The sequence below is a fragment of the Microlunatus sagamiharensis genome (genome assembly GCF_900105785.1).
Lineage (GTDB): Bacteria > Actinomycetota > Actinomycetes > Propionibacteriales > Propionibacteriaceae > Microlunatus > Microlunatus sagamiharensis.
Map to the genome: position 1 here is coordinate 4,256,749 of NZ_LT629799.1, position 26,200 is coordinate 4,282,948.

Consider the following 26,200-nt stretch of genomic DNA (forward strand, 5'->3'; position numbering starts at 1 on the left):
GGGCCGGACGACTGCCACGGCGTCCAGGCTCTCATCCTCTCATCAGGTGCTCCCGCGACCGGCCTCGTCGGCGGCCGGCGGGACCGGGATCACCCGCTGGTGGGACGGACCAGCAGCTTGTCCACCGACAGCGTCAGCGGGGCGTTGGTGACGCCGGCCGACGCGTAGCCGCCGACGGCGATGCCGGTCCTGGTCTGCAGCGCGGCCGTGGCGTCGGTGGCGCTTGCCTGCCAGGTGGTGGGCTCGGGGCTTCCCTCGGCCCAGACCCGGGCCCGGACGAGCGTGGGTGCCGCGCCCACCGCCTGGGTGCGGATCGTCCAGCGCTTGCCGGCGGTCAGCGTCTCGGGCAGCACGAAGGCCTTGAGGTCGGTCTGGGCGTTCCCCTGCACCCGCACCAGGTAGAGGACCATCTTGCCGCCGGCCGGGGCGTACACCTTGGCGAAGTAGCCGTCGGCGACGCTGCCGCGGGGGACCGCGCGCACGAAGACGCTGCTGGCTGCGGCTGCCTTGTCGACGGCGAAGGTGAGCTGCAGGTCGGCGTCGCGCGAGCCGGTCGCGAGCTGGGCGTAGGGACCTGACCCGGCCCCGAGCCGGATCAACCCGGCCCCGCCCGCGGTGGAGAGCGAGCCGGCCGACGGCGTCGTCCAGGTCCCGCCCAGGTCGGCGGAGCCCCAGCCGGAAGCTGTGGCGCGCTCGAAGTCGTCCCGGGCCAGCGGCTTCGGCTCGCCCGTCACGACGACGGTCTGCCGGACGCTCGCGGTGGTGCCGTCGTCGTCGGTGACGGTCAGCGTGACCGGATAGCTGCCGGCGGCCGCGTAGGTGTGGCTGGTCGTCTCGCCGCTGCCGGTCCGGCCGTCGCCGAAGGCCCACGACCAGGACACGACCCTGCCGTCCTCGTCGCTGGACGACGCGCCCGAGAAGCTGACGGCGAGCCGGTCGGCGACGTTGGTGAAGCGGGCGACGGGCGCGAAGTTCGTGCCGACGCCCACCCGCGGCGACACGGGGCTCTCGAGCAGGTTGCCGAACGGGTCGCTCACCACGACCTGGTAGGTGTGCTCGCCGTTCGGCACGCCGAGGTCGGTGACCGAGAGCGTGGGGACCGACCAGAAGGAGCTGTCCGCCGTCCTCGTGGCGACGAGCTTCTCCGCCGACGTGCCGCGGTCGCGGTAGACGCGGTAGGTGAGGCGCTGGTTGTCCTCGTCCCAGGCCGAGCCGAACTCGACCTGCACCGAGCTGCCGGTGGCGGTCGCCGTGGTGGGGGGAGCGGTGGTCCGCACGGGCGCGGTCCCGTCGTAGCGCGGGCCCGACCGGTTCGGTGCGACGGGGGCCGTGGCGTAGCGGGTCAGACCCTGCTGCGGCTTGCCGGCGACCGTCGGGAACTCGCCCCCGAGCGCGACGTAGCCCGCCGCGCTGGTGATGCTCCACACCGACTGGTACTGCCCGCTCGCGAGGCCGATCCCGAGCGAGGGGTACCAGTGCAGCTGAGCAGCCGCTGGCTGGCCCTTGAAGCTCCGCCCCACGGCGTTCGGGCCGCCGTTGGTGCCCATCGGCACGGTGGTGTACGCCGTCCCGTACTGCCACCGCGTGCGCGGGCTGGTGTCGGTGAAGCCGCCGATCATCGTGCAGTCGTGCGGGTGCCCGGCCACGTACAGCACAGGCCCGACGGGCTCGACGTCGTAGGTGTCGCCGAGGCAGTCGACCAGCCAGCGGATCGACCCGTCGGCCGGGTCGAGGGCGAAGCTGCCCTCGAAGGTGCCGCCCGCGCCGAAGGCGAACCCGCCGCCGTAGACGAGCGTGCCGTCGGTGGTGAGGGTGTCGATCGCGCCCTGGTTGTAGTCCTTGATCACCGTGTTGGCGCGCCAGGTGAGCGTCGCGCCCGTGGTCGCGTCCAGGGCGCCCATGCCGTTCACGGTGGTCCCGTTGAGGGTCGAGAACTGCCCGCCCGCGACCACCTTCGTCCGGTCCGGCGTCATGGTGAGGGCCCAGGTGTAGCCGCCGGAGGCCACCGGCGCCCAGCTCGTCAGGGCCCCGGTGCCGGCCGAGAAGGAGGCGAGGAAGTAGCGACGCTCGTCGTCCGGTCCGGCACCGGTGAACCCGCCGCCCGCGTACAGGGTGCTGTTGGTCGCGGTCAGCGCCTTGACCTGGCCGTTCACCGAGGCGGCGAAACCCGGGACGAGCGCTCCGCTGCGGGTGTCGAAGGCCGCGAGGTGCGGGCGCGAGACGCCGTCGACGGTGGTGAAGTCGCCGCCGACGTAGACGCGGCTGCCGTCCGGGGACGCGGTGATCGCGAGGCCCTGGGCGTCGAGGGTGTGGTTGAACGAGGCGATTCGCTGGCCGGTGGTGATGTCGTAGGCGATGAGGTGCGCGACGTCGATCTCGGTGGGTCCGCCCTTCCACATGCCCGGCGGGCGGGCCTTGGTGAAGCTGCCCGTCGCGTAGACGGTGGTGCCGACGGTGACCTGGCTCCAGACGACGCCGGTCACCTGCCAGGTGGGCAGCGGGTCGGCCGACACGGTGGCCGGCCGGTCCGTCGCGGGCGGGACCGTGTCCGCCCAGGCCGCGTCGCCGCTCACCGGGACCGTGAGGGCTGCGCCCACGACCGCCGTGACGAGCGCGAGCACGCTCCAACGCCATGTGTGCTTGGTCCGCACCGTGTCCCCCCAGACGGTTCGTCGGCCGGGCCGACGTGCGGGCCTCCCTCGCGTGAGGCCCCGCAGCCCCTCGCACCCGCGGGGCCCAATTTAGCGTCATCTCAGATGAATTGCCCCATCCTCAGGGGTGCGCAGCGACACCTGGGCGTCCGGCACGAGCCGGGGCGCCCGGACGCGACGGACCCGCCGCCCCTCGGGGGACGGCGGGTCCGGTGCTGCGTACGGGTGCGGTGCCGGAGGTCAGTTCCCGGTCGGCCGCGCCGAGAGCGAGCTCACCGACAGCACGAACGGCGTGGTCGCGCTCGCCGAGAGGTACGACCGCACGGCCAGGCCGCCGGGGGCCTGCAGGGCGCTGGTGGTGTCCGTACCGGTCAGCAGCCAGGCGCTCGGCTCGGTCGTCGACGCGGCCCACACCTTCGCCTGGAGCTGGGTGGTCCCGGTGCCCCAGGCCTGCACCCGCAGGGAGTACGTGGTCTGCGGTGCAACGGTCCCGGAGAGGACCTTCGGGGAGCCCACCGTCGTCTCCGTGCCGCCCACCACCTTGGTCAGGTAGACCGTCGCCGTCCCGCTCGCCGACACGAGCACCTTCGCCCCGTAGCCGTTGGTCTCGTCGCCACGAACGATCGTGCGGAGGTAGGCCGAGCCCACGTCCGGCAGCCGGTCGAAGGCGAAGCCGAGGCGCAGGTCGGTGTCGGTCGAGCTGACCCCGCGCAGGCGCGCCGTCGGCTGCGAGGAGGGCGACGTCTTGATCGTGCCCGCCCCGTTCGCCGTGGCGAAGAGCGACGTCGATCCGGAGAGGGTCCACGCCCCGCCGCGGTCGGCCGTGCCCCAGCCACCGGTGGTCGTCCGGTTGAAGGCGTCGCGCGCGAGCACCCCGGCGATCGTCACGTCCCTGCTGGTCGAGGTGCTCGCACCCCGGTCGTCGGTGACGGTCAGCGTGACGGTGTAGGTGCCGTTCGCGGCGTACGTGTGCTGGACGGTGCGCCCGGAGTCGGTCGAGCCGTCCCCGAGGTCCCACGCGTACGACGCGACCGTGCCGTCCGTGTCGGCCGAGCCCGAGCCGTCGAGCGCGACGGTGGTGTCGTCGGTCGTCGCGGTGAACGCGGCGGTCGGGGCCACGTTGCCGGCCCGGGCGGTGACGGACACCGTCTTCGTGCCGGTGGCGCCCGCGTCGTCGGTCACCGTGAGGCGCACCGTGTAGGTGCCCGCGGCGGCGTAGGTGTGGCTCGGGTCGGCGTCGGTGGAGGAGGTGCCGTCGCCGAAGTCCCACGCCCAGCCGACGACGGTGCCGTCGGCGTCGGTCGAGCGGGAGCCCTTGAAGGCCAGGGTCAGCGCGTCGCCGCTGCTGGTGACCACCGCGGTCGGGGCCGCGTTGGCGACGGAGACCGAGGTGGTGGCGCTGCCCGTCGCACCCTTGTCGTCGGTCACGGTGAGCGTGACCGTGTACGAGCCGGGCGCGGCGTAGGTGTGGCTCGGGCTGACGTCGGCGCTGCCGGTGCCGTCGCCGAAGCTCCACGCGTACGCGACCACGGTGCCGTCCGGGTCGCTGGAGCCCGACCCGTCGAAGGCGACCTTGGTCCCCGTCGCGCTCGAGGCGATCGAGGCGAGCGGGTCCTTCGTCTTCGCGACGGTCACCGTCTGGCTCGTGGTGGCGGTCCCGCCGGCGTTGTCGGTCACGGTCAGCGTGACGGTGTAGGTGCCGTCGGCGGCGTAGGCGTGGCTCGCCGTCGCTCCGGTGCCCGTGCTGCCGTCGCCGAAGCTCCAGCTCCAGGCTGCGACGGTGCCGTCGTCGTCGCGCGAGGCGGACCCGTCGGTCGTCACCGTGCGCTGGTCCGAGGCCAGCGAGAAGGCCGCGGTCGGTGCACCGTTGGCCACGGTCACGACCTGCGACGCGGCCGCGGTCGCGCCCTGGTCGTCGGTGACGGTCAGCACGACGGTGTAGGAGCCCGCCTTCGGGAACGTGTGCGTGACCTGCGCCCCGGTGCTCGTCGTGCCGTCGCCCCAGCTCCAGCCGTAGCCGGTGACCGAGCCGTCGGTGTCGCTGGATCCGGCGCCGCTGAAGGAGGCCTTCAGCGAGCCGGCGTCGACGGTGAAGCTCGCCGTCGGCGGGGTGTTGGCGACGGTGCCGCCGCCCAGGCGGTAGCGGTTCTTGACCTCGGTGAGGCCGAGCGCCCGCGGGTAGACGGCGACGTCGTCGATCCAGCCGTTGAAGGCGCTGGACGTGCTGCCGCTCCAGACCCGGTCGTAGCCGACGCGCCAGTAGCCCGTGAGGGTGCTGGAGGCGTTGACCGCGTTGGCGGCCACCTGCACGCCGTCGACGTAGAGCTGCATCCCGGTGGGCGACTGGGCCGTGACGACGTAGTGCCACTTGCCGTCGTTGTAGGACTTCGGCGAGTCGAGCGCGACCTGCGTGGTGCCGTTCAGCGTGGCGAAGCGCACCTTGCCCGCGTCGGTCATGGTCAGGTTGCGGTCGACCGTGGCGCTGAAACCGGTGGCCGAGCTGCCGAGGCCGAGGAGCTTGCCGCCCTGGCTGCCCGTGCTCTTGAACCACAGCTCCTGGCTGTACGAGGCGTCCGGGGCGGCGTTGCCCGCCGACCCGACGGTCGCGTTGCCGGTGCCGAACTTGACGCTCGTCCCGCCGGTCGGGTTGAGCGCCCCCGGCTGGCCGAAGGTGGGCGTGCCGGAGTAGAGCCCCCGGTTGTCGTTGGCCGTGGTGTCGGCGGCGACGGGGCCCGCGGCCTCACCGAGGCGCCAGTAGAAGTTCGGCTTGTTCTTCCACACGTCGGCGCCGTAGCCGTCCGCCGGTGCGGCGGAGGGCACGGTCGAGGTGCGGCCGCTCTTGGTGAAGTGGTCGTTGACCTGCGCCTGGCTGAGGACCAGCGGGTAGGTCGCGACGTCGTCGACCGTGCCGTTCAGGTAACCGGTGGTCGGGGCGTTCGTCCAGGTGGACGACGCGACCGAGTCGCCGCCGACGCGCCAGTAGCCCGAGACGGCCTGCCCGCCGGTCGCACCCCGGTCGCGGCCGATCAGGCGGCCGTCGAGGTAGAGGGCCATGCCGTCGGGCCCGACCGAGGCGTCGAACTGGTGCCACTGGCCGTCGTTGTACGCCGTCGGGGTGGTGATCGTCTTGGCCGCGCCCTGGTAGACGCCGAAGGTCACCTTGCCGGACGGGCCGAGGTAGAGGTGGCGGTCGTAGTTGCTGCTCGCGCCGGTCTTGGCCGAGCCGAAGCCGGCGACCTTGCCGCCCGTGGTCGAGGTGGTCTTGAACCAGCCCTCGAGGGTGAAGGTGTTCGGCGCCGCGGTGGCGCTGGAGCCCAGGCCGACGGTGGCGGTGCTGGTGCCGTCGAAGGAGGTCGCGGTGTTCGCGTCGCCGCTCAGTGCGCCCGCCGCGCCCCGGGTGACCCCGGTGCCGGTCGTGCCGTCCGCGCTGCCGACGGAGTCGTAGACCGTCGTGCCGGTCTCGCCGAGGCGCCAGTAGTGGTCGGCGCCGTCGAGCTGGACCTGCGCGGCGTACGCCCCGGTCGTCGTGTCCGCGGTGACCGGGTCGGAGACCGGGCTCAGCAGCTCGTTGCCGAAGGGGTCGGTGATGCGCACCTGGTAGGTGTGGCTGCCCGAGGGCACCCCGGTGTCGGTCACGGTCTGCTGCGGCAGCGTCCAGAAGGTGCTGTCGACGGTGAGCGTCTTGACCAGCTTCTCGGCCGCCGTGCCGCGGTCGCGGTAGAGCTGGTAGGTCAGGCGCTGGTTGTCCTGGTCCCAGGCCGCGCCGAAGCTCACCCGGATGGAGCCCGGGGCCACGGAGACGGCGGTCGTCGGCGGGACGGTGCTGCGGACCGGCACGGTGTCGGTGTACTGCGGGCCGATCTTGTTGGGGACTGTGTTCTTCAGCGCGTAGCGGACGAGGCCCTGCTGCTTGGCGCCCGAGACGGTCGGGAACTCGCCGCCGAGCGCGATGTAGCCGGCGCCGCTGGTGACGGACCAGGCGGCCTGCGCCTGCCCGCTCGCCGTGCCCAGACCGAGGTCGGGGTACCACTGCAGCATCGTCGGGGCGGGCTGGCCCTTGTAGTTCCAGCCGTAGTAGTCGGGGCCGCCGTTCACGCCCGTGGGGTAGCTCGTGTACGCGCCCGCGTGCTGCCAGCGGGTGCGCGGGTTGGTGTCGCCGAAGGCGCCGACCATCTGGCAGTTGTGGGTGTGGCTCACGGTGTAGACGACGTCGCCGACCGGCTCCACGTCGTAGGTGTCGCCGAGGCAGTCGACCATCCAGCGGATCGACCCGTCGGCCGGGTTGAGGGCGAAGCTGCCCTCGAACTTGCCGCCCGTGCCGAAGGCGTAGCCGCCGCCGTAGATGTAGGTGCCGTCCGTGGTCAGCGCGTCGATCGCGCCCTTGCCGTAGTCCTGGATGACCGAGCTGGCGGCCCAGGGGAGCGTCCGGCCGGTGACCGGGTCCACCGCGGTCATGCCGTTGGCGGTCACCGCGTTCATCGTCGAGAACTGCCCGCCGACGACGACCTTGTCCTTGTTCGGGCTCATCGTGAGGGCCCAGACGTAGCCGTCGTCCGCCGTCGGGTTCCAGCTGGTGAGGGCGCCGTTGGTGGCGGAGAAGGAGGCGAGGAACTTGCGCTTGGTCGTGTTGCCCGCGCCTGCGCCGGTGAAGCTGCCGCCCGCGTAGACGGTGCTGCTCGTCGCGGTGAGGGCCTTGACCTGCCCGCTGACCGACGGCGTGAAGCCCGGCACGAGGGCGCCGGTGAGGGTGTCGAAGGCGGCGATGTGGCCGCGGGCCTGGCCGTCGACGCTGGTGAAGTCGCCGCCGACGTAGACGCGGCTGCCGTCCGGGGACGCGGTGATCGCGAGGCCCTGGGCGTCGAGGGTGTGGTTGAACGAGGCGATGCGCTGGCCGGTGGTGATGTCGTAGGCGATGAGGTGCGCGACGTCGATCTCGGTGGGTCCGCCCTTCCACATGCCGGCCGGGCGCGCCTTGGTGAAGTTGCCGGTCGCGTAGACGGTGGTGCCGACGGTGACCTGGCTCCACACGATGCCGGTGACCTGCCAGGTGGGCAGCGGGTCGGCGGAGACGGTCTGCGGCTCGCTCGTCCCGACGGGGACGGTGTCGGCCTGCGCGGCCGGGGCCACGAGGGAGACGCCGAGCAGCGTCGTCGCGAGGGCGAGCACGCCCGCGACGCCGCGGCGCAGGCGCCGGGTCGCGGGGCTGGTGGTCTGGTCGTTCGTCGAGCTGGTCACGGGCTGTTCCTCGTCCCACAGGGGCTGCTGGTCGGTCGTCGAGATCGGTGCGTGCTGGCGGCGGGGCCCTGGTCTCACCGGGCCACCCCCTTCAGCGTGGCCAGCGCGTGGACCCCGTCGAGGTCGACCACCAGGTCGGCGCTCGAGCGCTGCGTGCGGGGGAGGGTGAAGGCGTAGGTCGCGCGCCCCGAGGCCCCGGGCTCCAGGCGTCCGGAGAAGTCCTGGGCGCCGTCGGGGTAGACGCGGGGGGCGAGGAGGCGGGTGCCGCGGCCGTAGGGCATCGAGAGCACGGCGCCGGAGACGTCGACCGTGCTCTTCGAGGCGTTCACCAGGCGGAGCCCGAGCACCGTCTGCGGCGAGCCGGGCGTGCTGCCCGGTCCGCTCCCGGTCGCGGTCGTCTGCTTGGCGGAGACGACCTCGAGGCGCAGGCCGTCGGACCAGCGGGCCTGGCGCGAGGAGGCGCTCGCGACCGCGACGGAGACCTCGGAGCCGCCCTCCCGCTCGACGGGCTTGAAGGTCTTCGGTGCCGCGGGGTCGGGAGGGCCGGACGGGGTCGCGCTCGGCGACGGACCTTCCTGCGGGTCGGCGCTCGGCGCGGCCGGGCTGACCGACGCCGAGGGCTCGGAGGCCGAGGGACCGGACACCGAGGGCTGGTTGGGCGTCGGGACCGGGCTCGGGGAGGGCACCTCGGCGCTGCACGCCGAGCACACGAGCAGGGCCGCGACGGCCACCAGCGCAGCCCGCGCGGGCGTCGTGCGGCCGGCGGCCCGCAGACGTGCGGGCGCGAAGGCGCGAGCGTTCATGGCAAGATCCCCGAGTTGGTGCGACCACACCCCTATGGCCGTCGTGCCCGGCCCGACGTCCATCGGGTCCGAACAAGAAGATCTTAAACCAGGAACCTCCTGAGAAAAGGCTGAATCGAGGGAATATTCTGGCCCTCGGTCAGGTCAGCGGGGCAGCAGCTCGCGGATCCTCGAGGTCATCAACCCGGTGCACCCCAGCCGCAGCGCGCGCTCGCGCTGCTCCGGCGTGGAGAGCGGGTAGGCCATGGTCTGCTTGCCGTGCCGGGCACCCGCGGCGACGACCGCGGAGACGAGCTCGTCGCTCTCGGAGAGCGCGATGCCCAGCATGTCGATGGTGTCCGAGGCGGCGAAGCGCTCGAGGTTGTCGCCGAGGTGGCTGGGCTGGTCGAGCACGTAGCCCCAGGTCGTGAAGCCCCGCGCCTTGGCCTCGGTGAAGGCGGCCGCGTTCACGTACGACTTCCACACCGTGCGCTCCGGCTGGGCGAGGGCGCTCAGCGCGGTCAGCAGCGGCTGGGTGGCCTCCTGGACCTTCGGCTCGGCGAACAGGACGAAGCGGTCCGCGAACGGCGCGACCTCCTCGAAGCGGCTGAGCGGCTGCGCCGGCTGGGAAGGGTCGACGGTCCCCGCCGCGCTCACCCGGAGCGTGGACAGCGCGGACCAGGGCTGCTCGGCGATGGTCCAGCCGACGCCGGTCGTCCGCGTCGTCGTCGCGTCGTGGCTGCAGACGAGGACGCCGTCCGCGCTCAGGCAGAGCGAGACCTCGAGCGCGGCCAGCCCCGGCAGGGCGGCGGCCTGGCCGTACGCGTACGTGGTCATCTCCGGCCAGTCGCCGCCGCCCCCGCGGTGCGCGACGTAGAAGGGGCGCCCGGCCAGCAGGGACGCGACGGTAGGTGCCGGCGCCGGCGCCGGATCGGCCGGGCCGCAGGCGGCGACGGCCCCGGACGCGGCCGCGGCGCCCCCCGCGAGGAGGGCGCCGCGGAGGAGACCGCGCCGGGTCAGCCGACGAACTTCAGACCCTTGGTCGTCTCGTCGAACTGCTTCCAGCTCTCGTTCGTGTACGGCGCGTAGACCCACGTCTTCATGGTCCCCGCCTTGGTGTCGATCTGGACCAGGCGCACCGGGTTGGTCGTCATGCTGTGGAAGCACTGGAGCATCGAGGCGACCGTGGTGCCCTTGCTCGTGACGTCGGTGCGCGTCGCGCCCTTGCCGGTGTGGCCGGACAGGACCAGCTTGACGTTGCCGAAGGGCTTGACGACCTGGTCGTACAGGTAGGCCGGCGTGGTGGAGCCGTAGCCGCCGTTGGAGGTGCTGATCTTGCCGTTCGACTCCAGGTAGGAGTGCGTCACGATGATCACGTTCTTCTTCGGGTTGTCCTTGACCAGGTCGGCGGCCCAGGCCACGACCTCCTTGCGCGGCCACAGCTCGAGGTTGATGACCATCCAGTCCTTCCCGCCGGCGCGGAACTGGTGGTAGGCGTTGTCGGTCTTGCCCTTCTCGTAGGTGCCGGCCAGGGCGCCGAAGCGGCTCGCCGGGAAGTAGCCGTTGTAGGTCTTGGTGTCGCGCACGGTGATCCAGGTCTTCGCCCCGGGGCAGGCCGACCCGCCCGCGCAGACCGCGGCGGTGTCGTGGTTGCCCGGCGCGGCCGCCATCGGCACCGCCGCCTGCAGGGGGAGCAGGCCCTGCGCGGCGTTGGCGTAGAGGTCGTGGTCGGGGGAGTCCCAGTCGGCGATGTCGCCGACGACCGCGGCGAAGCGCAGGTCGAGCTTGTCCTTGTTGTCGGCGAGCCACTGCGAGCGGTTGGCGATGCGGGGGTCGCTCGCCTTGTGGGTCTCGCGCTGGATGTCGGGCAGGACGGCGATGGTGAAGGTGGTGTCGCTGTCCTTGGCGGGCAGCGGGCCGGCGGTCGGGCCCTTCGGCACGGGACGTCCCGACTGCGGGGGCGCCGGGGGCGCCGGCGGCTCGGAGGGGTCGGGCGAGGTGGGCGTCCCGGTCGTCGGCTCGGAGGACCCGGCGGCGTAGAAGAGGACCCCCGCGTCGGACCAGCCCTGGGAGACGAGCGTGTCACGCGCGGCCGTGCCCGAGGCGAGGCGGTGCTTGCCCTTGGACGTCAGCTGGTGCACGGGCGTGCTGCAGCCCGGTGCGGAGGCCGCGGCGCCGTAGAAGGGCACGGACTCCTCGGCGTAGCCCGCCGAGCGGGCGGCGGAGACGTCGGAGCCCGCGACGTACTCGTAGTCCGCCCCCTTGCGCAGGCGGTGCACGTCGACGAGGCCGGTGCCCTTGCGGTCGGCGACCTCGGCGACCACGCCGCGGTCGGTGTAGCCGTACTTGGACACCGCCTTGGACGCCTCGCCGCTGTACACGGTGACGAGGCTCGCGCCGGTCTTGGCGTGCACGAGCTGGTGGAGCCCGGTCGAGAAGCCCGAGCAGGCGCCGGCGGCCGAGGCCGGGGCCGTGGTGGCGGTGATGCTGGTGAGGACGACGAGGGCGGACGCGGGCAGGGCGAGAGAACGGAAGCGCATCGGGGGGGTTCCTCCTGGGACGCCTGGCGTCCCCGCTCAGGGCTCTGACGAGCCCGGATCTTCTCCCCCGAGAGGTGGCCTTCGTCGGCCGTGGCTGGATACTTTCAGGCCGCGCACGGGTGCACGGCCAACTCAGGAACTCTTTAGGTTCCTGCTCGTCACCGGACGAACTTCATGCCGGTGACCGCCTTGGTCTTGTCCTTCTTGCCCGTCGAGGGCCAGTGGATGTCGCTGTAGACCTTGCCGGAGTCCGTGTGGATGGAGACGGTGCGCACCGGGTTGGAGGTGTTGCTGTGGAAGCACTGGAGGTAGGACACGATCTTGTTGCCCTTGACCCCCTTGTCGGTGCGGGTCCGGGCCTTGCCGGTGTGGCCGGAGAAGACGAACTTGACGTTCGGGTAGAGCTTGACCAGGTTGTCGAACAGGTACTTCGGCGAGGTCGCGCCGTAGCCGCCGTTGCTCTTCGAGATCGAGCCGCCGGCGGTCAGGTACGAGTGCGTGACGATGATGACGTTCTTGTCCGGGTGGGCCTTGACCACGCCGTTCGCCCACGCGATCACCGACTTGCGGGGCCACAGCTCGAGGTTGAGCACCATCCAGTCGACGTCGCCGGCGCGGAACGAGTGGTACGCGTTGTCGATCTTGCCGGGCTCGAACTCACCGTCGAGCGCGGCGAAGCGGCTCGCCGGGAAGTAGGTGTTGAAGACGCTCGTGTCGCGCACGGTCTCCCAGGTCTTCTTCCCCGGGCAGGCAGACCCACCGGGGCAGACCGCCGCCGTGTCGTGGTTGCCGACGGCCGTCGCCCAGGGCATCGACGCCTGCAGGGGCAGCAGCGAGCGGGCGGCGTTCGCGTACTGGTCGTGGTCGGGGGTGTCCCAGTCGGCCACGTCGCCCACGGAGAGCGCGAAGCGCAGGTCCCAGCTCTTCTGACGCGCGGCCAGCCAGTCGGAGCGCTGCTCCATCCGGGGGTCGGACGCGGTGTGCGTCTCGCGCTGCGTGTCGGGCAGCACCGCGATGCCGAAGGTGCGGTCGGCGTCACGGGCCGGCAGCGGTCCCGCGGTGGGACCGGACGGGACGGGTTGGACGACGACGGCGGGGGAGGGCACGGCGGAGGCCGTGGTCAGCCCGGTGGTGGCGCTGGCGAGGGCGAGGAGTGCTGCGGAGGCAGCGAGGAGTCGAGCACGCATGGAGGCGGTCCTGTTCGGGCGGGGGGTCCCTGGGGCCGTCGGCGGAGGGCGACGGTGGTTGGCGGATCTCGGCCGACCGACGCTGGGCGGTTCCGATGCTGAGAGTTCGGTGTGCGTCACGCTACGTAGTGGATTCTTCGAGGTCAATGCTTCCCCGGATGCTGAGGACGCGGTCGGTCCACGCCCGGCGCCCCTCGGACAGCACGACGGCCCGCCTGCCGGAGCAGACGGGCCGTGCGTCAGGAGCGGATCAGTAGGCGCCGCGCCGCGCCAGGACGGCGAAGACGGTCTTCCAGATGATCAGCAGGTCGAGCGTGAGGGTCCAGTTCTCGACGTAGCGCAGGTCGAGCCGGACGCTCTCGTCCCAGCTCAGCAGCGAGCGGCCGCTGACCTGCCACAGCCCGGTCAGGCCCGGCGTGACGAGGAGGCGGCGGTGCGTGTAGTTCTCGTAGCCGTCCACCTCCGAGGGCAGCGGCGGACGCGGTCCGACCAGCGACATGGAGCCGCCGAGCACGTTGAACAGCTGCGGGAGCTCGTCGAGAGAGAACTTGCGCAGGAACTTGCCGACCCGGCTGACCCGGGGGTCGTCCTCCATCTTGAACAGGAAGCCCATCGACGGGTTCTCCCGGCGCAGCTCGGCCAGCCGCTCCTCGGCGTCGACGTGCATCGACCGGAACTTCCACATGGTGAAAGTCGAGCCCTCGAGCCCGACGCGCACCTGGCGGAAGAAGACCGGGCCGCCGCCGTCGAGCTTGATCGCCACGGCGATCGCCAGCAGCAGCGGCGAGAACACCACGAGGAACGGCAGCGTCAGGGCGATGTCGGTGCCGCGCTTGACGAAGCGGCGCCACCCGGTGAAGTGCGGCTGCTCGACGTGCAGGAGCGGCAGCCCGACGTGCGGGCGGATGTGCATGCGCGGACCGGCGACCTCGACGAGGCCGGGGTGGACGAGCAGCTCGACCTCGGTGCCCTCGAGGGCCCACGCGAGCCGCTTGAGGTAGAGGTGGCGCGTGGCCTCGCCGCCGGTGACGGCGACCGAGTCGGCGCCGATCGCCCGCACGACGGCCGCGGCGTCGTCGAGCGAGCCGAGGACCTGGAGCCCGGCGCGCTCCGCCAGCTCGCGCTCGCGGTCCGGGACGCACACGCCCAGCACGTGCATGCCGTGCTGCTCGCGGTCGAGGACCTCGCCGAGCTCGGTGACCGTCGACGCGCTGCCCACGAGCACGACGCGCCGCACGGTGCGACCGAGGCGCTGCTGGCGGCGCAGGTAGCGCCGGCCCGCGAGCCGGACCAGGAGGCTCGCGGCTCCGGCGAGCGGGATGGCGGTGACGGAGAGGGCCACGACGCCGTACTTGTCGACGACGGCCGACGGGACGGCGGCCGCGGCGATGGCGAGCACCGCCGCGTGGATGACGGCCCGGAACTCGTCGTCGCCCACCCCGATGTTGCGCTGGTCGTACCCGTGGCACACCGCCACGGCGAGCGGCCAGGCGAGCGCGGCCCCCAGCGCCAGGACGAGCGACTTCTCGTCGTTGAACTGGCCGGCGGAGTTGAAGAACTCCATGGCGGCGACCACGGCGAGCAGGCCGAGGCAGGCGTCGAGGAGGAGGACGACGAGGCCGTAACGGCGTCGCCACTCGTGGAAGCGTCGCGGCGGCCGCGGCACGCGTGGCGTGGCCGAGCGGTCCTGCGGGCGGGGTCCGACCACGGCCACCGCGTCGGCGGCCGCAGGTGGCTTGAAGTAGCCACGGTCGTCCGTGGTGGCGGACTGCGGGGGCGCCCCCAACGCCTCCGCAGTCGGTGCAACGTCTGTCGACACGATCTCCCCGACTTCCCCGAGCAAGCGATCGGCACCCCCCTTGGCGCCGACGAGTCCTGGGTGCGCGGGAGCATGACGAGGACCGACGGGAATCTCGTTCGGACGCGTGCCAGAGCGGCGACGCATGGCCTTGCTATGAGCTCCCCGTGCTCGTCCTCGCCGTGCCTGACGCACGACCAGGAGCCCTGACGCTACCCAACGAGAACGGATGGCGCAGGTCGTGTGACGTGATCGTGACATTTTCTCAGCGGACTCACGGCAAGGTGTGAACGAGGTCACCCGGAGATTCGTACGGACTCGGACCTGTTTCGCCGCTCCTGCCGGGCCGACCCGCCTTCCACGCCGCCGGGGGAGGGCGCAGGCTGCGTCGTAACCTGCGCGTCGTGCCCGCCCGTCCTGCGTACCGGCAGCCGCTCCTGCTCCTCCTGGTGCTCCTCGGCGGCGCGACCGGGACGCTCGCCCGCTGGGCCACGGGGCTGGCGGTCCCGCACGTGGACCGGGTGCCGCTCGGGACGCTCGCGGTGAACGTCGTCGGGGCCTTCGTGCTCGGGGCGCTGCTGGAGCACCTGGCGGGCCGCGGTCCCGACGAGGGGCGCCGCCGGGCGCTGCGGGTGACGCTCGGCACCGGCTTCTGCGGCGGGTTCACCACCTACAGCGCGCTGGCCAACGACACCGACGCCCTGCTGCGCCAGGGGCTGGTCGGCCACGCCCTCGGTTACGTCGGGTCGACGCTCGTGCTGGGGCTGGTGGCCTCGGCGCTCGGGATCGCCACCGTCCGCCGCGGGGCGCGGGGGAGGACGGCGTGAGCGTCCTGCTGCTCGCCCTGGCCGGGGGCCTCGGCGCCGTGGCCCGGTTCGTCCTCGACGGGGCGCTCACCGCGGCGCGCGCGTGGCGGTACCCGGTCGGCACGACCGTGGTCAACCTGTCCGGCTCGTTCCTGCTCGGGCTGCTGGCCGGGCTCGCCGCGGGCCGGCTGCTCCCGCCGGCCGGTCTGCTCGTGCTCGGCACCGGCTTCCTCGGCGGCTACACGACCTTCAGCACGTCCGCGTACGAGACCGTCCGCCTGGCCGAGCAGCGCCGCTGGGGCGCGGCCGCCGCCCACGGCGTCGGGCAGGTCGTGCTGGCCACCGCACTCGCGGCGCTGGGCTACCTCGCCGGGTCGTGACGCGACGGCAGGGGTGCGAGCCTGGGGAGATGAGCGCCCGGCTGAGCGAGTACTCCCACGACGGGCTGACCTTCGACGTGCGTGACTCCGGGCCGCTCGACGGCCCGGTCGTCGTCGCGCTGCACGGGTTCCCCCAGACGTCACGCTCCTGGGCGGGCGTGACGCCGCACCTGACCAGGGCCGGGCGCCGCGTGCTCGCCCCCGACCAGCGCGGCTACTCCCCACGGGCGCGACCGCGCGCCGTGGCCGCGTACGCGCTGCCGCACCTCGTCGGCGACGTGCTCGCGCTGGCCGACGCGGCCGGGGCGGAGCGGTTCGACGTGCTGGGCCACGACTGGGGCGGCGGGGTGGCCTGGGCCCTCGCCGCCGCCCACCCCGACCGGGTGCGTTCGCTGACCGTCGCCTCGACGCCGCACCCGCGTGCGCTGGTCGCCGCGATGCCGCACGGTCAGGCGCTGCGCTCCTGGTACATGGCGGTCTTCCAGCTGCCGTGGCTCCCAGAGCGGCTGCTCGGCGAGCCGCGGGTGGTCCGCCGGCTGCTGGGCTCGATGGGCACCCCCGACGTCGACGCCGTCCAGGCCCTGCTCGCCGACCGTGACGCGGCCCGCGCGACGCTGGGCTGGTACCGCGCCGCGGCCCGGAGCGTCGTGCGCGGCGGGGGACCGGGCGCGGTGGCGGTGCCGACGACCTACGTGTGGAGCGACGGGGACCCGGCCCTCGGACGCTGGGCGGCCGAGCGCACCGGGGCGTGGGTGTCCGCCGACTACCGCTTCGAGGTCCTCGACGGCGTCTCCCACTGGATCCCCGACGAGCGCCCCGAGGAGCTCGCCCGCCTGGCGCTGGACCGGATGACCTCCGTCGAGGTTCCCTAAAGTCTCGGGTGGGAAGGTCCGACTCGCCGTACGGCCCGGTCTAGGGTGGCGCGATGAGCACGCTGGTCGACGTGGGTCTGCCCCGCTACGAGGGCGCCGAGGTGGTGGTGCCCGCCCCGGCGACCGGGGCCGGCAACTGGGCGGGTGCGGCGAGCGTCGTGCTCGCCGACGGGGTCGTCTGGATGGCCCACCGCGTACGCCGTCCGCTCGACGCCGGTCGCGGCGTCAGCGTCGTCGTGTCGCGCTCGACCGACGGGGTGCGCTTCGAGCCGGTCGCGAGCGTCGAGCGGGACGCGTTCGCCGCCGCCTCCTTCGAACGACCGGTGATCATGCCGGTGCCGGGCGTCGGCTGGCGGCTCTACCTCAGCTGCGCCACCCCCGGCTCCAAGCACTGGTGGATCGAGGCCGTCGACGCCCCGACCCCGCAGGAGCTGGGCCGCGGGCGCCGCACCGTCGTGCTGCCGGGGGACCGCGCGTGGGGCGTCAAGGATCCGGTCGTCACGCGGGACGAGGACGGCCGGTGGGACATGTGGGTCTGCTGCCACCCGCTGGACGAGGCCGGGGCCGAGGACCGCATGGTCACCCAGCACGCGACGAGCGCCGACGGCCTGGTCTGGGAGCTCCGGGGACCCGTGCTCGCGGGCAGCCCGACGGGCTGGGACGCCCGCGGCGCCCGCGTGACCGCGGTGCTGTCGCGCACGCCGCTGCGCGTGCTCTACGACGGCCGTGCCGACGCGGCCTCGAACTGGTTCGAGCAGACCGGCCTCGCCGAGGAGGTCGACGGGCGCCTGGTCGGCTCGCCCGCCCCCGTCGCCGCCTCGCCCGACGGCGACGGCGCCCTGCGCTACGTCAGCGTCGTCGCGCTGCCCGACGGCCGCAGCCGCTTCTACTTCGAGTCCGCCCGAGCCGACGGCTCCCACGACCTCATGACGAGCGTGAGCGCCTAGCCCGGACCATGGCCCGACCAGCGCCGGACCAGGCGCCGGTGCCTGGACGAGGAGAGCGTGACGACATGCTTTTCGTCGTCACGCTCGACGAGGAAGGCAGCGGACCAGAGCCTGGTCCGCGTCGGAGCGGAGCGGAGACAATCAGACACGCGTGCGTTCGGTGAACGAACCGCGACCCTCGACCGAGCGCCAGTCGTCGAACGACTGACCCAGAACCTCTTCGAGCAGGCCGATGTCGTCGGTGCAGCCGTCGAGGAGCTCGCCGCGCTGCGCCGGGGTGAGGCGCGGTCGGCGGTCGGGCCCGCCGGCCTGGAGCGCGCGAATCAGCGGGCGGCTCGCCCGGCGCCAGACCTGGGGCGGGGCGTACGCGCCGGCGGCGGCGCCCAGCCGGACCGCCCGGGCGAGGATCTCGGTCCGCAGGCGGGGGCGCACGAAGCCGCGCGAGTTGTCGGGCTGGACGCTGGCGACGCGGCCCTCCTCGACACCGAGGAACCGCGCGACCGTGTTGAGGGTCTCGGCCGGGGCGTCGACGAGCTGGCGGTAGCGCAGGACGAGCACCCGCTCGCGCTCCACGTGGGCGAAGAGGTCGGCGAGCTGCTCGCCGTAGCGGCCCATGCGGCGGTAGTGCCAGAAGGGCGCCCAGCCGGCGTCGACCCGCTCCTCCTCCGCGCGGCAGGCGGCGACGAAGTCGGCCTCCGGCTCGAGGCCGTCGACGTAGAGGTGCGTCCAGTTGGAGTAGGCCCGGTCGACCGGGTCGCGCACGACCACGATCAGGCGGGCATTCGGCAGCTCCTCGGCGATCCGGCGCCGGGCCGAGCGCGCGTACAGGTAGAAGGGCGTGCTCTCCAGCCGGACCGAGCCGGCGGGGGCGGCGTCGAAGAGCGCGGCGTAGTCGGCGGGCCGCCAGACCCACTCCTGCTGGCTGTGCGCGTCGCCGGGCCCGACGTACGCCGGCGGCGGCGCGTCGGTGCAGAGATAGTGCTTGGGCTCCTTGACCGGGGAGGCGTAGACCTGCGGGTGCCGCGCGAGGGCGGCGTGCAGGGCGCTCGTGCCCGCCTTCGGCGCGCCGATGACCAGCGCGTCCGGCCGCAATTCCCTAGTGACCATGTCGGGATCGTAGCGATCCCGGCGGTCCCCTGCCGGGTCCGCCCGGCCCGCGGCCGCCGGTCGGCTCAGTGAGCGACGGCCGTGGCCTCGTACGTCGTGCCCCGCGCCCGCTCGAAGCTGGCGCGGACCTCGGCCTCGGCCTCCTCGACGCCGACCCAGGTCGCGCCCTCGACCGACTTGCCGGGCTCGAGGTCCTTGTAGACGGTGAAGAAGTGCTCGATCTCGAGCAGCAGGTACTCGCGCACGTTGGTGATGTCGCGCAGGTGGTCGCGGCGCACGTCCTTGGACGGCACGCAGAGGACCTTGTCGTCGCCGCCCGCCTCGTCGGTCATCCGGAACATCGCGATGGCACGGCAGCGGATCAGGCAGCCGGGGAACGTCGGCTCGGAGACCATGACGAGCGCGTCCAGCGGGTCGCCGTCCTGGCCGAGCGTGCCCTCGATGAAGCCGTAGTCGGCCGGGTAGGCCGTCGAGGTGAAGAGCGTCCGGTCCAGCCGGATGCGGCCGGTCTCGTGGTCGACCTCGTACTTGTTCTTGTTGCCCTTGGGGATCTCGACGGTGACGTCGAACTCAAGGCCGCTGAGCTCGCGGACGTTCTCGGCGTTGGGTGCGGTCACGCCGACCTCCTTAGACTGACGGGGCTGCCCCGTCGTACGGTCCGGGTGCCGCCCCTCGGGGCGGACAGGGCACGGGCGAGCCTAGCGTCCGGGAAGGAGGGGGACCCCGTGGGTCTTAAGCGCCTGCTGCTCCCCCTCGTCGCCCTGGTCGTCGCCGCCGGCCTGGTGATCGGCCTGCTCAGCGGCGTCTTCGCCTCGGCGGCCCGCCAGGGACTGGAGGCCGCGGGCCTGGAGTCGCGGACGGCGGCGAGCACCCTCACTCCGGGCGCGCTCGACGGCTCCGCCGGCGGTGCCGCGACCGGTGAGGGCCCGCCCACCGCCTCGCCGTCGAGCCCTGCGCCGACGCCGACGTCGTCGGGCGTGCCGATGCCCGCCTCGGTCCTCGCCGGGACCGAGGGCAAGGGCCGGGTGTCGGCCGCCGCCCTGACGAAGCGGGTCGAGGCGGTGAAGGTCAAGGGGTCGGGCGGCTACTCCGGCGAGGTGCGTGACCTGCGGACCGGGGACGTGCTCTTCGCGCACCGCGCGAGCAAGGGGGCGATCCCGGCCTCCACGACCAAGCTCGTCACCTCGGCCGCGGCGCTCGACCTGCTCGGGGCGGAGCACCGCTTCAGCACCACGGTGGTCGCACCCGGCAATGGCCGGCTCGTGCTCGTCGGCGGCGGCGACCCCTACCTGCTGGAGAAGGCGTCCAAGGCCGAGCCGACGCGCGCCTCTCTGAGCACGCTGGCCCGTCGGACCGCCACCGCGCTCAAGGCCGACGGCGTGCGGAAGGTCTCGCTCGGCTACGACGCCTCCCTGTTCTCGGGCCCGGCCTGGAACCCCGACTGGCCGGACTCGTACGCCGACGTCGCCTCCCGCGTCTCCGCGCTCTGGGTGAACGAGGGCCGTACGGTCCCCGGCGGCGGCGTCACGGGCCCGCGGCAGCCGAACCCGGCCAAGGAGGCCGGCGCCGCCTTCGCCGCGCAGCTGGAGAAGCAGGGCGTCGACGTCTCGTCGGTGGGCGCGGCCCGGGCGCCGAAGGACGCCCCCCGCGTCGCCTCGGTCTCCTCGATGACGCTCGAGCGGATCGTCGAGCACGTCCTCATGACCAGCGACAACGACGGCGCCGAGGTGCTGCTGCGCCAGGCCGCGGTCGCCGACGGGCGACGCGGGACCTTCACCGACGGCACGGCCGTCGTCGCCGAGCGCCTCCGCGCCCTGGGCGCGTGGACGTCGGGCACGCGACTGACGGACGGCAGCGGCCTGTCGCGCCGGACCCGGATCCCCGCCGCCACCCTCACCAAGCTGCTGCGGGCCGCGGGCGAGGAGAAGCACCCCGACCTGCGGCCCCTGCTCACCGGCCTGCCGGTCGCCGGGGTCGAGGGCAGCCTCGCGACCAAGTTCGGCGACGACGAGAGCCTGGCCGGTCGCGGGGTCGTGCGGGGCAAGACCGGCACGCTGTCGAAGGTCCACGGTCTGGCCGGGACGATCACCACCCGCGACGGGGCGGTCCTCACGTACGCCTTCCTGGTGAACGACCCGGAGAACGACTACAACGCCACCGTCTGGCTCCAGCGCGTGACCGCCGCGATCAGCCGCTGCGGTTGTTGAGGGAACCCCCACAACTACCCTCGGACCATGCCTGTAGCAGCCCCCTCGGTGGTCGACTGGACGCTCGCCCGCAGCACCGCCACGCGGCTGGTCAAGCCCGGCCCGGTCATCTCGACCGAGGGCGCGGCGGCGGTCGTGGCCGAGCTGCGCACGGCGGCGGCGCGGGCCGAGCGCTACGTGACCGAGGTGACGGGGCTCGACGCGTCGTCGGGCACCGCGCCGGTGCTCGTCGTGGACCGTCCCGGCTGGATCCAGGCCAACCTCGACGCCTTCCGCACGCTGCTGACCCCGCTCACGGACAAGGCGAGCAGCCAGCTGTCGTCGAGCCCGCGGGCGGCGAGCATCGGCTCCCGGGTGACGGGCGCCGAGATGGGCGTCCTGCTCAGCTACCTCGCGCCCAAGGTGCTGGGCCAGTTCGACCCCTTCTGGACCTCCGCCGACGGCGCGCAGGGCCGGCTGCTGCTGGTCGCGCCGAACGTCGTCGAGGTCGAGCGGCTGCTCCGCGTGCCGTCCAGCGACTTCCGGCTCTGGGTCTGCCTGCACGAGGAGACCCACCGGGTGCAGTTCACCGCCGTCCCGTGGCTGCGCGACCACCTGCTCTCGCTGATCTCCCGCCTCGTCGGCACCGCCGACCTGGAGAACGGGATGGTCGCCCAGGTGGTGAAGGAGGCCGCGCGCCGCATCGTCGAGGGCATCCGCGACGGCGACGAGCTGTCGGTGATCGACCTCGTCCAGACCCCGGCGCAGCGGGTCGTCGTCGACGAGATCACCGCGGTCATGTCGCTGCTCGAGGGCCACGCGGACGTCGTCATGGACAGCGTCGGGCCCGAGGTCGTGCCGAGCGTCGCGCAGATCCGGGAGAAGTTCGACGTCCGCCGCCAGGGTCAGGGGGCCGACAAGATCGTGCGTCGCCTCCTCGGGCTCGACGCCAAGATGCGCCAGTACCGCGACGGTGCGGCCTTCTGCCGCCACGTCCTCGACGAGGTGGGCATGGCCGGGCTCAACCGGGTCTGGACCTCGCCCGACACCCTCCCGAGCCGCGCCGAGATCGCCAACCCGCAGCTCTGGGTCATCCGCAACCACCCCGAGCCCGCGGCGCCGCAGGGCTGAGCGTGGCCCGTCGGGCGCTCGGGCCGGCCACCTTGGCCGTCGCGCAGGCCGCCGAGGCCGCGCTGGGCCCGGAGGACCGCAGCCTGCTCGTCGCCTGCTCCGGTGGCGCGGACTCGCTCGCCCTCGCCGCCGGCACGGCTCACGTGGCGCGGCGCTCCGGGCGGGCGTACGCGGCCGTCGTCGTCGACCACGGGCTGCAGGACGGTTCGGCCGAGGTCGCGCAGGCGGCGGCGGAGGTGCTCGAGGGGCTGGGGCTCGCGGTGAGCGTCGTGGCCGTCGACGTCACCGACGCCGGGTCGGGCCCCGAAGCCGCGGCCCGCGAGGCCCGGTACGCGGCGCTGCGACGCGAGGCGACCGCCCGCGACGCGACCCTCCTGCTGGGCCACACCCGCGACGACCAGGCGGAGTCCGTGCTGCTCGGGCTGGCCCGCGGGTCCGGGGCTCGTTCGTTGAGCGGGATGGCGGTCCGCGCCGACGGTCTCGTCCGCCCGTTGCTCGGGCTGCCCCGCGCGACGACCGAGGCGTGCTGCGCCGAGCTCGGGCTGACGCCCTGGAGCGACCCGCACAACGCCGACCCCGCGTACGCCCGGGTCCGAGCCCGTTCGCGGGTGCTGCCCGTCCTCGAGGCCGAGCTCGGGCCGGGCGTGGCCGAGGCGCTGGCCCGCAGCGCCGACCTGCTGCGTTCCGACGCCGACCTGCTCGACGCGCTCGCCATGACGGCCGGCCAGGACGTCGCCACGGGGGAGAGCGCGCTGGACTGCGTACGCCTCGCAGCCCTGCCGGACGCGCTGCGCTCCCGGGTCCTGCTCGCGTGGCTCCGTGAGCTCGGCGCCCACGACCTCACCGCGCGGCACGTGGCTGCCGTCGACGCCCTGGTCACGGCCTGGCGTGGTCAGGGCACGGTCGACCTGCCCGGGGTCCGTGTCGTCCGCGCCGACGGCCTGCTCAGAGGACCGACCTGACGTCGGTGTGCGTGAAGTCGTCGCCGACGAAGAGCAGGGGCTCCCGGCGGACCGACGCGAGGGCGTAGGAGAAGCAGTCCCCGTAGTTCAGACGGGCTGGGTGGCCGCTGCCCCTCCCGTAGTCGCGGTACGCCTGACGAGCCACGCGCGCCTGCTCGGTGTCGAACGGGACGACCTCGACCTCGAGCCGGTGGAGCGCCTCGTCGAGGTTGCGCGAGAGAGCGGGGTCGCGGCGGCCGTCGATCACCACCCCCAGCTCGACGAGCGTGGGCGCCGAGAGGCGCGGACGGCCGTCTGCGTGGTCGAGGATCGCGTCGTAGAGCCGATCAGCCCCGGGCTCGTCGAGGAGGATGGCGACGAGCGCGGAGGTGTCGACGATCACCTGGGCAGACCGTTCTCGTCGTAGAGGTCGTCGTCGGTGAGCAGGGGTGGACCAGGCTTCCGCATCTGGACGCGGATCTCCGCGAGGATGGCGTCCACGCTGCGCCGTCGCGCCTCCTTGTCGTCGTCGAGACTCGCCAGCAGCTGCTCGATCGCCCGCTCCACGACGCTGGTCTGGCTCAGCCCCGTGCGCTCGGCGGCCTGGCGCACGAGGTCGTGCACGTGCTCGTTCTTGATGTTCAGGCTCACGTCCACCAGTCTACCCAGCGCTTCTACCCTTCTACCCTCGCGGGCGTTCGGGGCTCGGGCGCGGCTGTGGCAGGCTGACGCCGTGGACGCCCCAGACCTCGGAAACGACCTCGAGCGCGTGCTCTTCACCCCCGAGGAGGTGCAGGCGAGGATCGACGAGCTGGCCGCCCAGGTCGACCGCGACTACGCGGGCAAGGACGTGCTCCTGGTGGGCGTCCTGAACGGCGCGGTCATGATCATGGCCGACCTCTCCCGGGCGCTCTCGGTGCACTGCCGGATGGACTGGATGGCCATCTCCTCGTACGGCTCGGGCACCAAGTCCTCGGGCGTCGTGCGGATCCTCAAGGACCTCAGCACCGACATCGCCGGCATGGACGTCCTGGTCGTCGAGGACATCGTCGACACGGGTCTGACGCTGTCCTACCTGATCAGCAACCTGCGCTCGCGCGGCCCCGCGAGCCTCGAGGTGCTCACCGCCTTCCGCAAGCCGGAGGCGCTCAAGATGCCCGTCGAGGTCAAGTACGTGGGCTTCGACATCCCGAGCGAGTTCGTCGTCGGCTACGGCCTCGACTACGACCAGCACTACCGCAACCTCAAGGGCGTGGCCACGCTGGCGCCCCACGTCTACAGCTGAGACGCGGTCCGTCGGCCGCGACAGGGCTCGTGCGGGGCGGGGTGCGCTTTGCCGGGCACCGGTAGCCTGGGCCTCTGAGGGCGTACGTCTGCGGGCGTGCGCTGCTCCCGACTCTCTAGGCAGGTCATGAACCTCAAGCGCATCTTCCGCGGTCCACTCATCTGGATCGTGCTCGCCGTGGTGGCGGTCGGGCTGCTGATCGACTTCAGCACGCGGCTCACCGGCGGCTACAAGGAGGTGCCGACCTCGCAGGTCGTCGCCGTCATCAACGGCAACCAGCCGCTGTCCGAGGTCACGCTGCGCGACCGCGAGCAGACCATCCAGGTGGTCACCAAGGCCGAGGGCGGCCAGGCCGAGCAGCGCCTCGAGGCCGCGTGGGTCGGCAACCAGAGCGACGAGCTCGTCGACCGCCTCAACCAGCGCGTCACCGACAAGACCCTCGACAGCTGGGTCGGCGAGAACCCGCAGCCGAGCTTCTTCTCCAACCTGCTGGCGACGCTGATCCCGTTCATCCTCATCGCGGTCGTCTTCTTCTTCCTGCTCAACTCGGTGCAGGGCGGCGGCAGCCGGGTCATGCAGTTCGGCAAGTCCAAGGCCAAGGTCGCCAACAAGGACACGCCCAAGACCACGTTCGCCGACGTCGCGGGCGCCGACGAGGCGGTCGAGGAGCTCCAGGAGATCAAGGAGTTCCTCGCCGAGCCGGCGAAGTTCCAGGCCGTCGGGGCCAAGATCCCCAAGGGCGTCCTGCTCTACGGCCAGCCCGGCACCGGCAAGACGCTGCTCGCGCGCGCCGTCGCCGGCGAAGCGGGCGTGCCGTTCTTCTCGATCTCCGGCTCCGACTTCGTCGAGATGTTCGTCGGTGTGGGTGCGAGCCGTGTGCGCGACCTCTTCGAGCAGGCCAAGGAGAACGCCCCGGCCATCGTCTTCATCGACGAGATCGACGCCGTCGGCCGCCACCGCGGTGCCGGCATGGGCGGCGGGCACGACGAGCGCGAGCAGACCCTGAACCAGCTGCTGGTGGAGATGGACGGCTTCGACGTCCGCGGCGGGGTCATCCTCATCGCCGCGACGAACCGTCCCGACGTCCTCGACCCGGCGCTGCTGCGCCCGGGCCGCTTCGACCGCCAGATCCCCGTGGAGAACCCGGACCTCAAGGGCCGCCTCCAGATCCTCAAGGTCCACGCGCAGGGCAAGCCGGTCAGCCCCGACGTCGACCTCGAGTCGGTCGCCCGTCGTACGCCGGGCTTCACCGGTGCCGACCTGGCCAACGTCCTCAACGAGGCCGCGCTGCTCACGGCACGCTCCAACAGCACGGTCATCACCGACGCGTTCATGGACGAGGCGATCGACCGCGTCATCGCCGGCCCGCAGAAGCGCAGCCGCCTGATGAACGAGAAGGAGAAGCTGGTCACGGCGTACCACGAGGGCGGTCACGCCCTGGTCGCCGCGGCGCTCCCCGGCACCGACCCGGTGCAGAAGATCACGATCCTCCCGCGTGGCCGTGCGCTCGGCTACACCATGGTGCTGCCGGAGAACGACAAGTACTCCAACACGCGCGCCGAGCTGCTCGACCAGCTCGCGTACATGATGGGCGGCCGTGCGGCCGAGGAGCTCGTCTTCCACGACCCCACCACCGGCGCCAGCAACGACATCGAGAAGGCCACGAACGTGGCCCGCGCGATGGTCACGCAGTACGGCATGACCGAGCGCCTGGGGGCGATCAAGCTCGGCTCGGGCGACTCCGAGCCGTTCCTCGGGCGTGACTACGGCCAGGGCCGCGACTACTCCGAAGAGATCGCGGCGGTCGTCGACGAGGAGGTCTCGCGCCTCATCAGCAACGCCCACCAGGAGGCGTTCGACATCCTCACGGCCAACCGTGACGTGCTCGACGACCTGGTCCGCGCGCTGTTCGAGCACGAGACGCTCGACCGGGCCGCCGTCGCCGGCATCTTCCAGAACCTGCGCCTGTGGCCGAAGCGTCCGGCCTGGACGGGTTCGGACACCCGCGTGCCGTCCGAGCTCCCGCCGGTCAACCCGCCGGCGCGGATCGTGCCGCCGGTCGGCCAGCCCAGCCTCAACGGCTCGAACGGGCACGGCTCGAACGGTCACGGCTCCAACGGCTACGGCCCCGGCGCCAACGGCAACGGGCACGGCCAGGGCGGCGAGGGCGTCCCCGCCGGCGGCGCCCCGGTGCCTCCCGGCCAGTCGCCCGTCCCGCCGCAGCTCCCGCAGGGCCCGGCCGGCGGCGGCACGCTGCCGCCGCGCGGTCCCGACTTCCGCTGAGCCGGGTCCCACCCGCACCGCCCGTACGCACGACGCGGCCGCACCCCTCGGGGTGCGGCCGCGTTCGTC

20 protein-coding genes are annotated in these 26,200 nt (G+C 73.1%); 9 read left to right on the top strand and 11 right to left on the bottom strand.

The features are described 5' to 3' along the window. Positions 1 to 89: 89 nt before the first annotated feature. The 7 genes from BLU42_RS19695 to BLU42_RS19725 all read right to left on the bottom strand — a co-directional run bounded on the left by BLU42_RS19695 (position 90) and on the right by BLU42_RS19725 (position 14,103). The gene (locus tag BLU42_RS19695) at positions 90 to 2,621 is read right to left on the bottom strand and encodes a PKD domain-containing protein (protein ID WP_091078546.1); all 2,532 of its coding nucleotides are present in this window, start codon (positions 2,619 to 2,621) and stop codon (positions 90 to 92) included. Between the two features lie 270 nt (positions 2,622 to 2,891). Continuing rightward, on the bottom strand, positions 2,892 to 7,886 hold the full coding sequence (locus BLU42_RS19700; RefSeq protein WP_091078554.1) for a PKD domain-containing protein: 4,995 nt from the start codon (positions 7,884 to 7,886) through the stop codon (positions 2,892 to 2,894). A 74-nt stretch (positions 7,887 to 7,960) separates the two neighbouring features. After that, positions 7,961 to 8,689 carry a hypothetical protein gene (locus BLU42_RS19705; RefSeq protein ID WP_091078559.1) on the bottom strand — a complete coding sequence of 243 codons (729 nt, stop codon included), beginning with the start codon at positions 8,687 to 8,689 and terminating at the stop codon, positions 7,961 to 7,963. 144 nt (positions 8,690 to 8,833) lie between these two features. Continuing rightward, on the bottom strand, positions 8,834 to 9,763 hold the full coding sequence (locus BLU42_RS19710) for a glycerophosphodiester phosphodiesterase (protein ID WP_269458003.1): 930 nt from the start codon (positions 9,761 to 9,763) through the stop codon (positions 8,834 to 8,836). After that, positions 9,685 to 11,208 (bottom strand): metallophosphoesterase, encoded by a 1,524-nt coding sequence (locus tag BLU42_RS19715; RefSeq protein WP_091078566.1) that lies wholly within the window; start codon positions 11,206 to 11,208, stop codon positions 9,685 to 9,687. The genes BLU42_RS19710 and BLU42_RS19715 overlap by 79 nt, the downstream gene beginning before the upstream one ends. A 158-nt stretch (positions 11,209 to 11,366) precedes the next feature. Continuing rightward, entirely contained in the window at positions 11,367 to 12,395 is a 1,029-nt protein-coding gene (locus tag BLU42_RS19720) for a metallophosphoesterase (RefSeq protein ID WP_091078570.1), read from the bottom strand. Between the two features lie 250 nt (positions 12,396 to 12,645). Then, complete coding sequence (locus BLU42_RS19725; RefSeq protein ID WP_157720108.1) at positions 12,646 to 14,103, bottom strand: sugar transferase; 1,458 nt, start codon at positions 14,101 to 14,103, stop codon at positions 12,646 to 12,648. A 494-nt stretch (positions 14,104 to 14,597) separates the two neighbouring features. On the opposite strand from BLU42_RS19725, the gene BLU42_RS19730 reads away from it, so the two are divergent. From BLU42_RS19730 to BLU42_RS19745, 4 genes are read left to right on the top strand one after another with little or no spacing between them, the layout of a single operon-like run. Next, positions 14,598 to 15,020, top strand: a complete 423-nt coding sequence (locus tag BLU42_RS19730; RefSeq protein WP_231918349.1) for a fluoride efflux transporter FluC — start codon at positions 14,598 to 14,600, stop codon at positions 15,018 to 15,020. Next, positions 15,017 to 15,379: a fluoride efflux transporter FluC gene (locus tag BLU42_RS19735; protein WP_091078582.1), complete on the top strand. Its 363-nt coding sequence runs from the start codon at positions 15,017 to 15,019 to the stop codon at positions 15,377 to 15,379. The genes BLU42_RS19730 and BLU42_RS19735 overlap by 4 nt, the downstream gene beginning before the upstream one ends. A 29-nt stretch (positions 15,380 to 15,408) precedes the next feature. Next, positions 15,409 to 16,251, top strand: a complete 843-nt coding sequence (locus BLU42_RS19740; RefSeq protein ID WP_091078584.1) for an alpha/beta fold hydrolase — start codon at positions 15,409 to 15,411, stop codon at positions 16,249 to 16,251. A 53-nt stretch (positions 16,252 to 16,304) separates the two neighbouring features. Further along, positions 16,305 to 17,198, top strand: coding sequence for a glycoside hydrolase family protein (locus BLU42_RS19745; protein ID WP_091078589.1), 894 nt, complete (start codon positions 16,305 to 16,307; stop codon positions 17,196 to 17,198). Between the two features lie 141 nt (positions 17,199 to 17,339). Here the strand turns inward: BLU42_RS19745 and BLU42_RS19750 are convergent, their stop codons facing one another. Together BLU42_RS19750 and BLU42_RS19755 are read right to left on the bottom strand one after the other, a co-directional pair. Next, on the bottom strand, positions 17,340 to 18,305 hold the full coding sequence (locus BLU42_RS19750; RefSeq protein ID WP_091078592.1) for a sulfotransferase family protein: 966 nt from the start codon (positions 18,303 to 18,305) through the stop codon (positions 17,340 to 17,342). A 65-nt stretch (positions 18,306 to 18,370) separates the two neighbouring features. Continuing rightward, positions 18,371 to 18,922, bottom strand: coding sequence for an inorganic diphosphatase (locus BLU42_RS19755; RefSeq protein ID WP_091078595.1), 552 nt, complete (start codon positions 18,920 to 18,922; stop codon positions 18,371 to 18,373). Between the two features lie 108 nt (positions 18,923 to 19,030). Between BLU42_RS19755 and dacB the strand changes: the two genes are divergently transcribed. Genes dacB through tilS form a run of 3 tightly spaced genes read left to right on the top strand, consistent with a single transcriptional unit; the run spans position 19,031 to position 22,584 of the window. Continuing rightward, on the top strand, positions 19,031 to 20,512 hold the full coding sequence (gene dacB, locus BLU42_RS19760) for a D-alanyl-D-alanine carboxypeptidase/D-alanyl-D-alanine endopeptidase (RefSeq protein WP_091078599.1): 1,482 nt from the start codon (positions 19,031 to 19,033) through the stop codon (positions 20,510 to 20,512). A 27-nt stretch (positions 20,513 to 20,539) separates the two neighbouring features. Further along, positions 20,540 to 21,622, top strand: a complete 1,083-nt coding sequence (locus tag BLU42_RS19765; protein WP_231918350.1) for a zinc-dependent metalloprotease — start codon at positions 20,540 to 20,542, stop codon at positions 21,620 to 21,622. 2 nt (positions 21,623 to 21,624) lie between these two features. Further along, entirely contained in the window at positions 21,625 to 22,584 is a 960-nt protein-coding gene (tilS, locus tag BLU42_RS19770) for a tRNA lysidine(34) synthetase TilS (protein ID WP_091078604.1), read from the top strand. On the opposite strand, the gene BLU42_RS19775 is transcribed toward tilS, so the two are convergent. After that, positions 22,568 to 22,966, bottom strand: a complete 399-nt coding sequence (locus BLU42_RS19775) for a type II toxin-antitoxin system VapC family toxin (RefSeq protein ID WP_091078607.1) — start codon at positions 22,964 to 22,966, stop codon at positions 22,568 to 22,570. The genes tilS and BLU42_RS19775 overlap by 17 nt on opposite strands. Then, complete coding sequence (locus BLU42_RS20785; protein ID WP_157720109.1) at positions 22,963 to 23,214, bottom strand: type II toxin-antitoxin system VapB family antitoxin; 252 nt, start codon at positions 23,212 to 23,214, stop codon at positions 22,963 to 22,965. The genes BLU42_RS19775 and BLU42_RS20785 overlap by 4 nt, the downstream gene beginning before the upstream one ends. 82 nt (positions 23,215 to 23,296) lie before the next feature. On the opposite strand from BLU42_RS20785, the gene hpt reads away from it, so the two are divergent. Both hpt and ftsH read left to right on the top strand, forming a co-directional pair. Next, complete coding sequence (gene hpt, locus BLU42_RS19785; protein WP_091078613.1) at positions 23,297 to 23,848, top strand: hypoxanthine phosphoribosyltransferase; 552 nt, start codon at positions 23,297 to 23,299, stop codon at positions 23,846 to 23,848. 126 nt (positions 23,849 to 23,974) lie between these two features. Continuing rightward, entirely contained in the window at positions 23,975 to 26,131 is a 2,157-nt protein-coding gene (gene ftsH / locus BLU42_RS19790; protein ID WP_091078617.1) for an ATP-dependent zinc metalloprotease FtsH, read from the top strand. Positions 26,132 to 26,200 lie beyond the last annotated feature (69 nt).

Bases quoted from the DNA above. Each gene is read 5' to 3' on its own strand.
- BLU42_RS19720 (WP_091078570.1), bottom strand. From the start codon at position 12,395: ATGCGTGCTCGACTCCTCGCTGCCTCCGCAGCACTCCTCGCCCTCGCC.
- BLU42_RS19715 (WP_091078566.1), bottom strand. From the start codon at position 11,208: ATGCGCTTCCGTTCTCTCGCCCTGCCCGCGTCCGCCCTCGTCGTCCTC.
- BLU42_RS19705 (WP_091078559.1), bottom strand. From the start codon at position 8,689: ATGAACGCTCGCGCCTTCGCGCCCGCACGTCTGCGGGCCGCCGGCCGC.
- BLU42_RS19740 (WP_091078584.1), top strand. From the start codon at position 15,409: ATGAGCGCCCGGCTGAGCGAGTACTCCCACGACGGGCTGACCTTCGAC.
- BLU42_RS19765 (WP_231918350.1), top strand. From the start codon at position 20,540: ATGCCTGTAGCAGCCCCCTCGGTGGTCGACTGGACGCTCGCCCGCAGC.
- ftsH (WP_091078617.1), top strand. From the start codon at position 23,975: ATGAACCTCAAGCGCATCTTCCGCGGTCCACTCATCTGGATCGTGCTC.
- BLU42_RS19745 (WP_091078589.1), top strand. From the start codon at position 16,305: ATGAGCACGCTGGTCGACGTGGGTCTGCCCCGCTACGAGGGCGCCGAG.
- BLU42_RS19750 (WP_091078592.1), bottom strand. From the start codon at position 18,305: ATGGTCACTAGGGAATTGCGGCCGGACGCGCTGGTCATCGGCGCGCCG.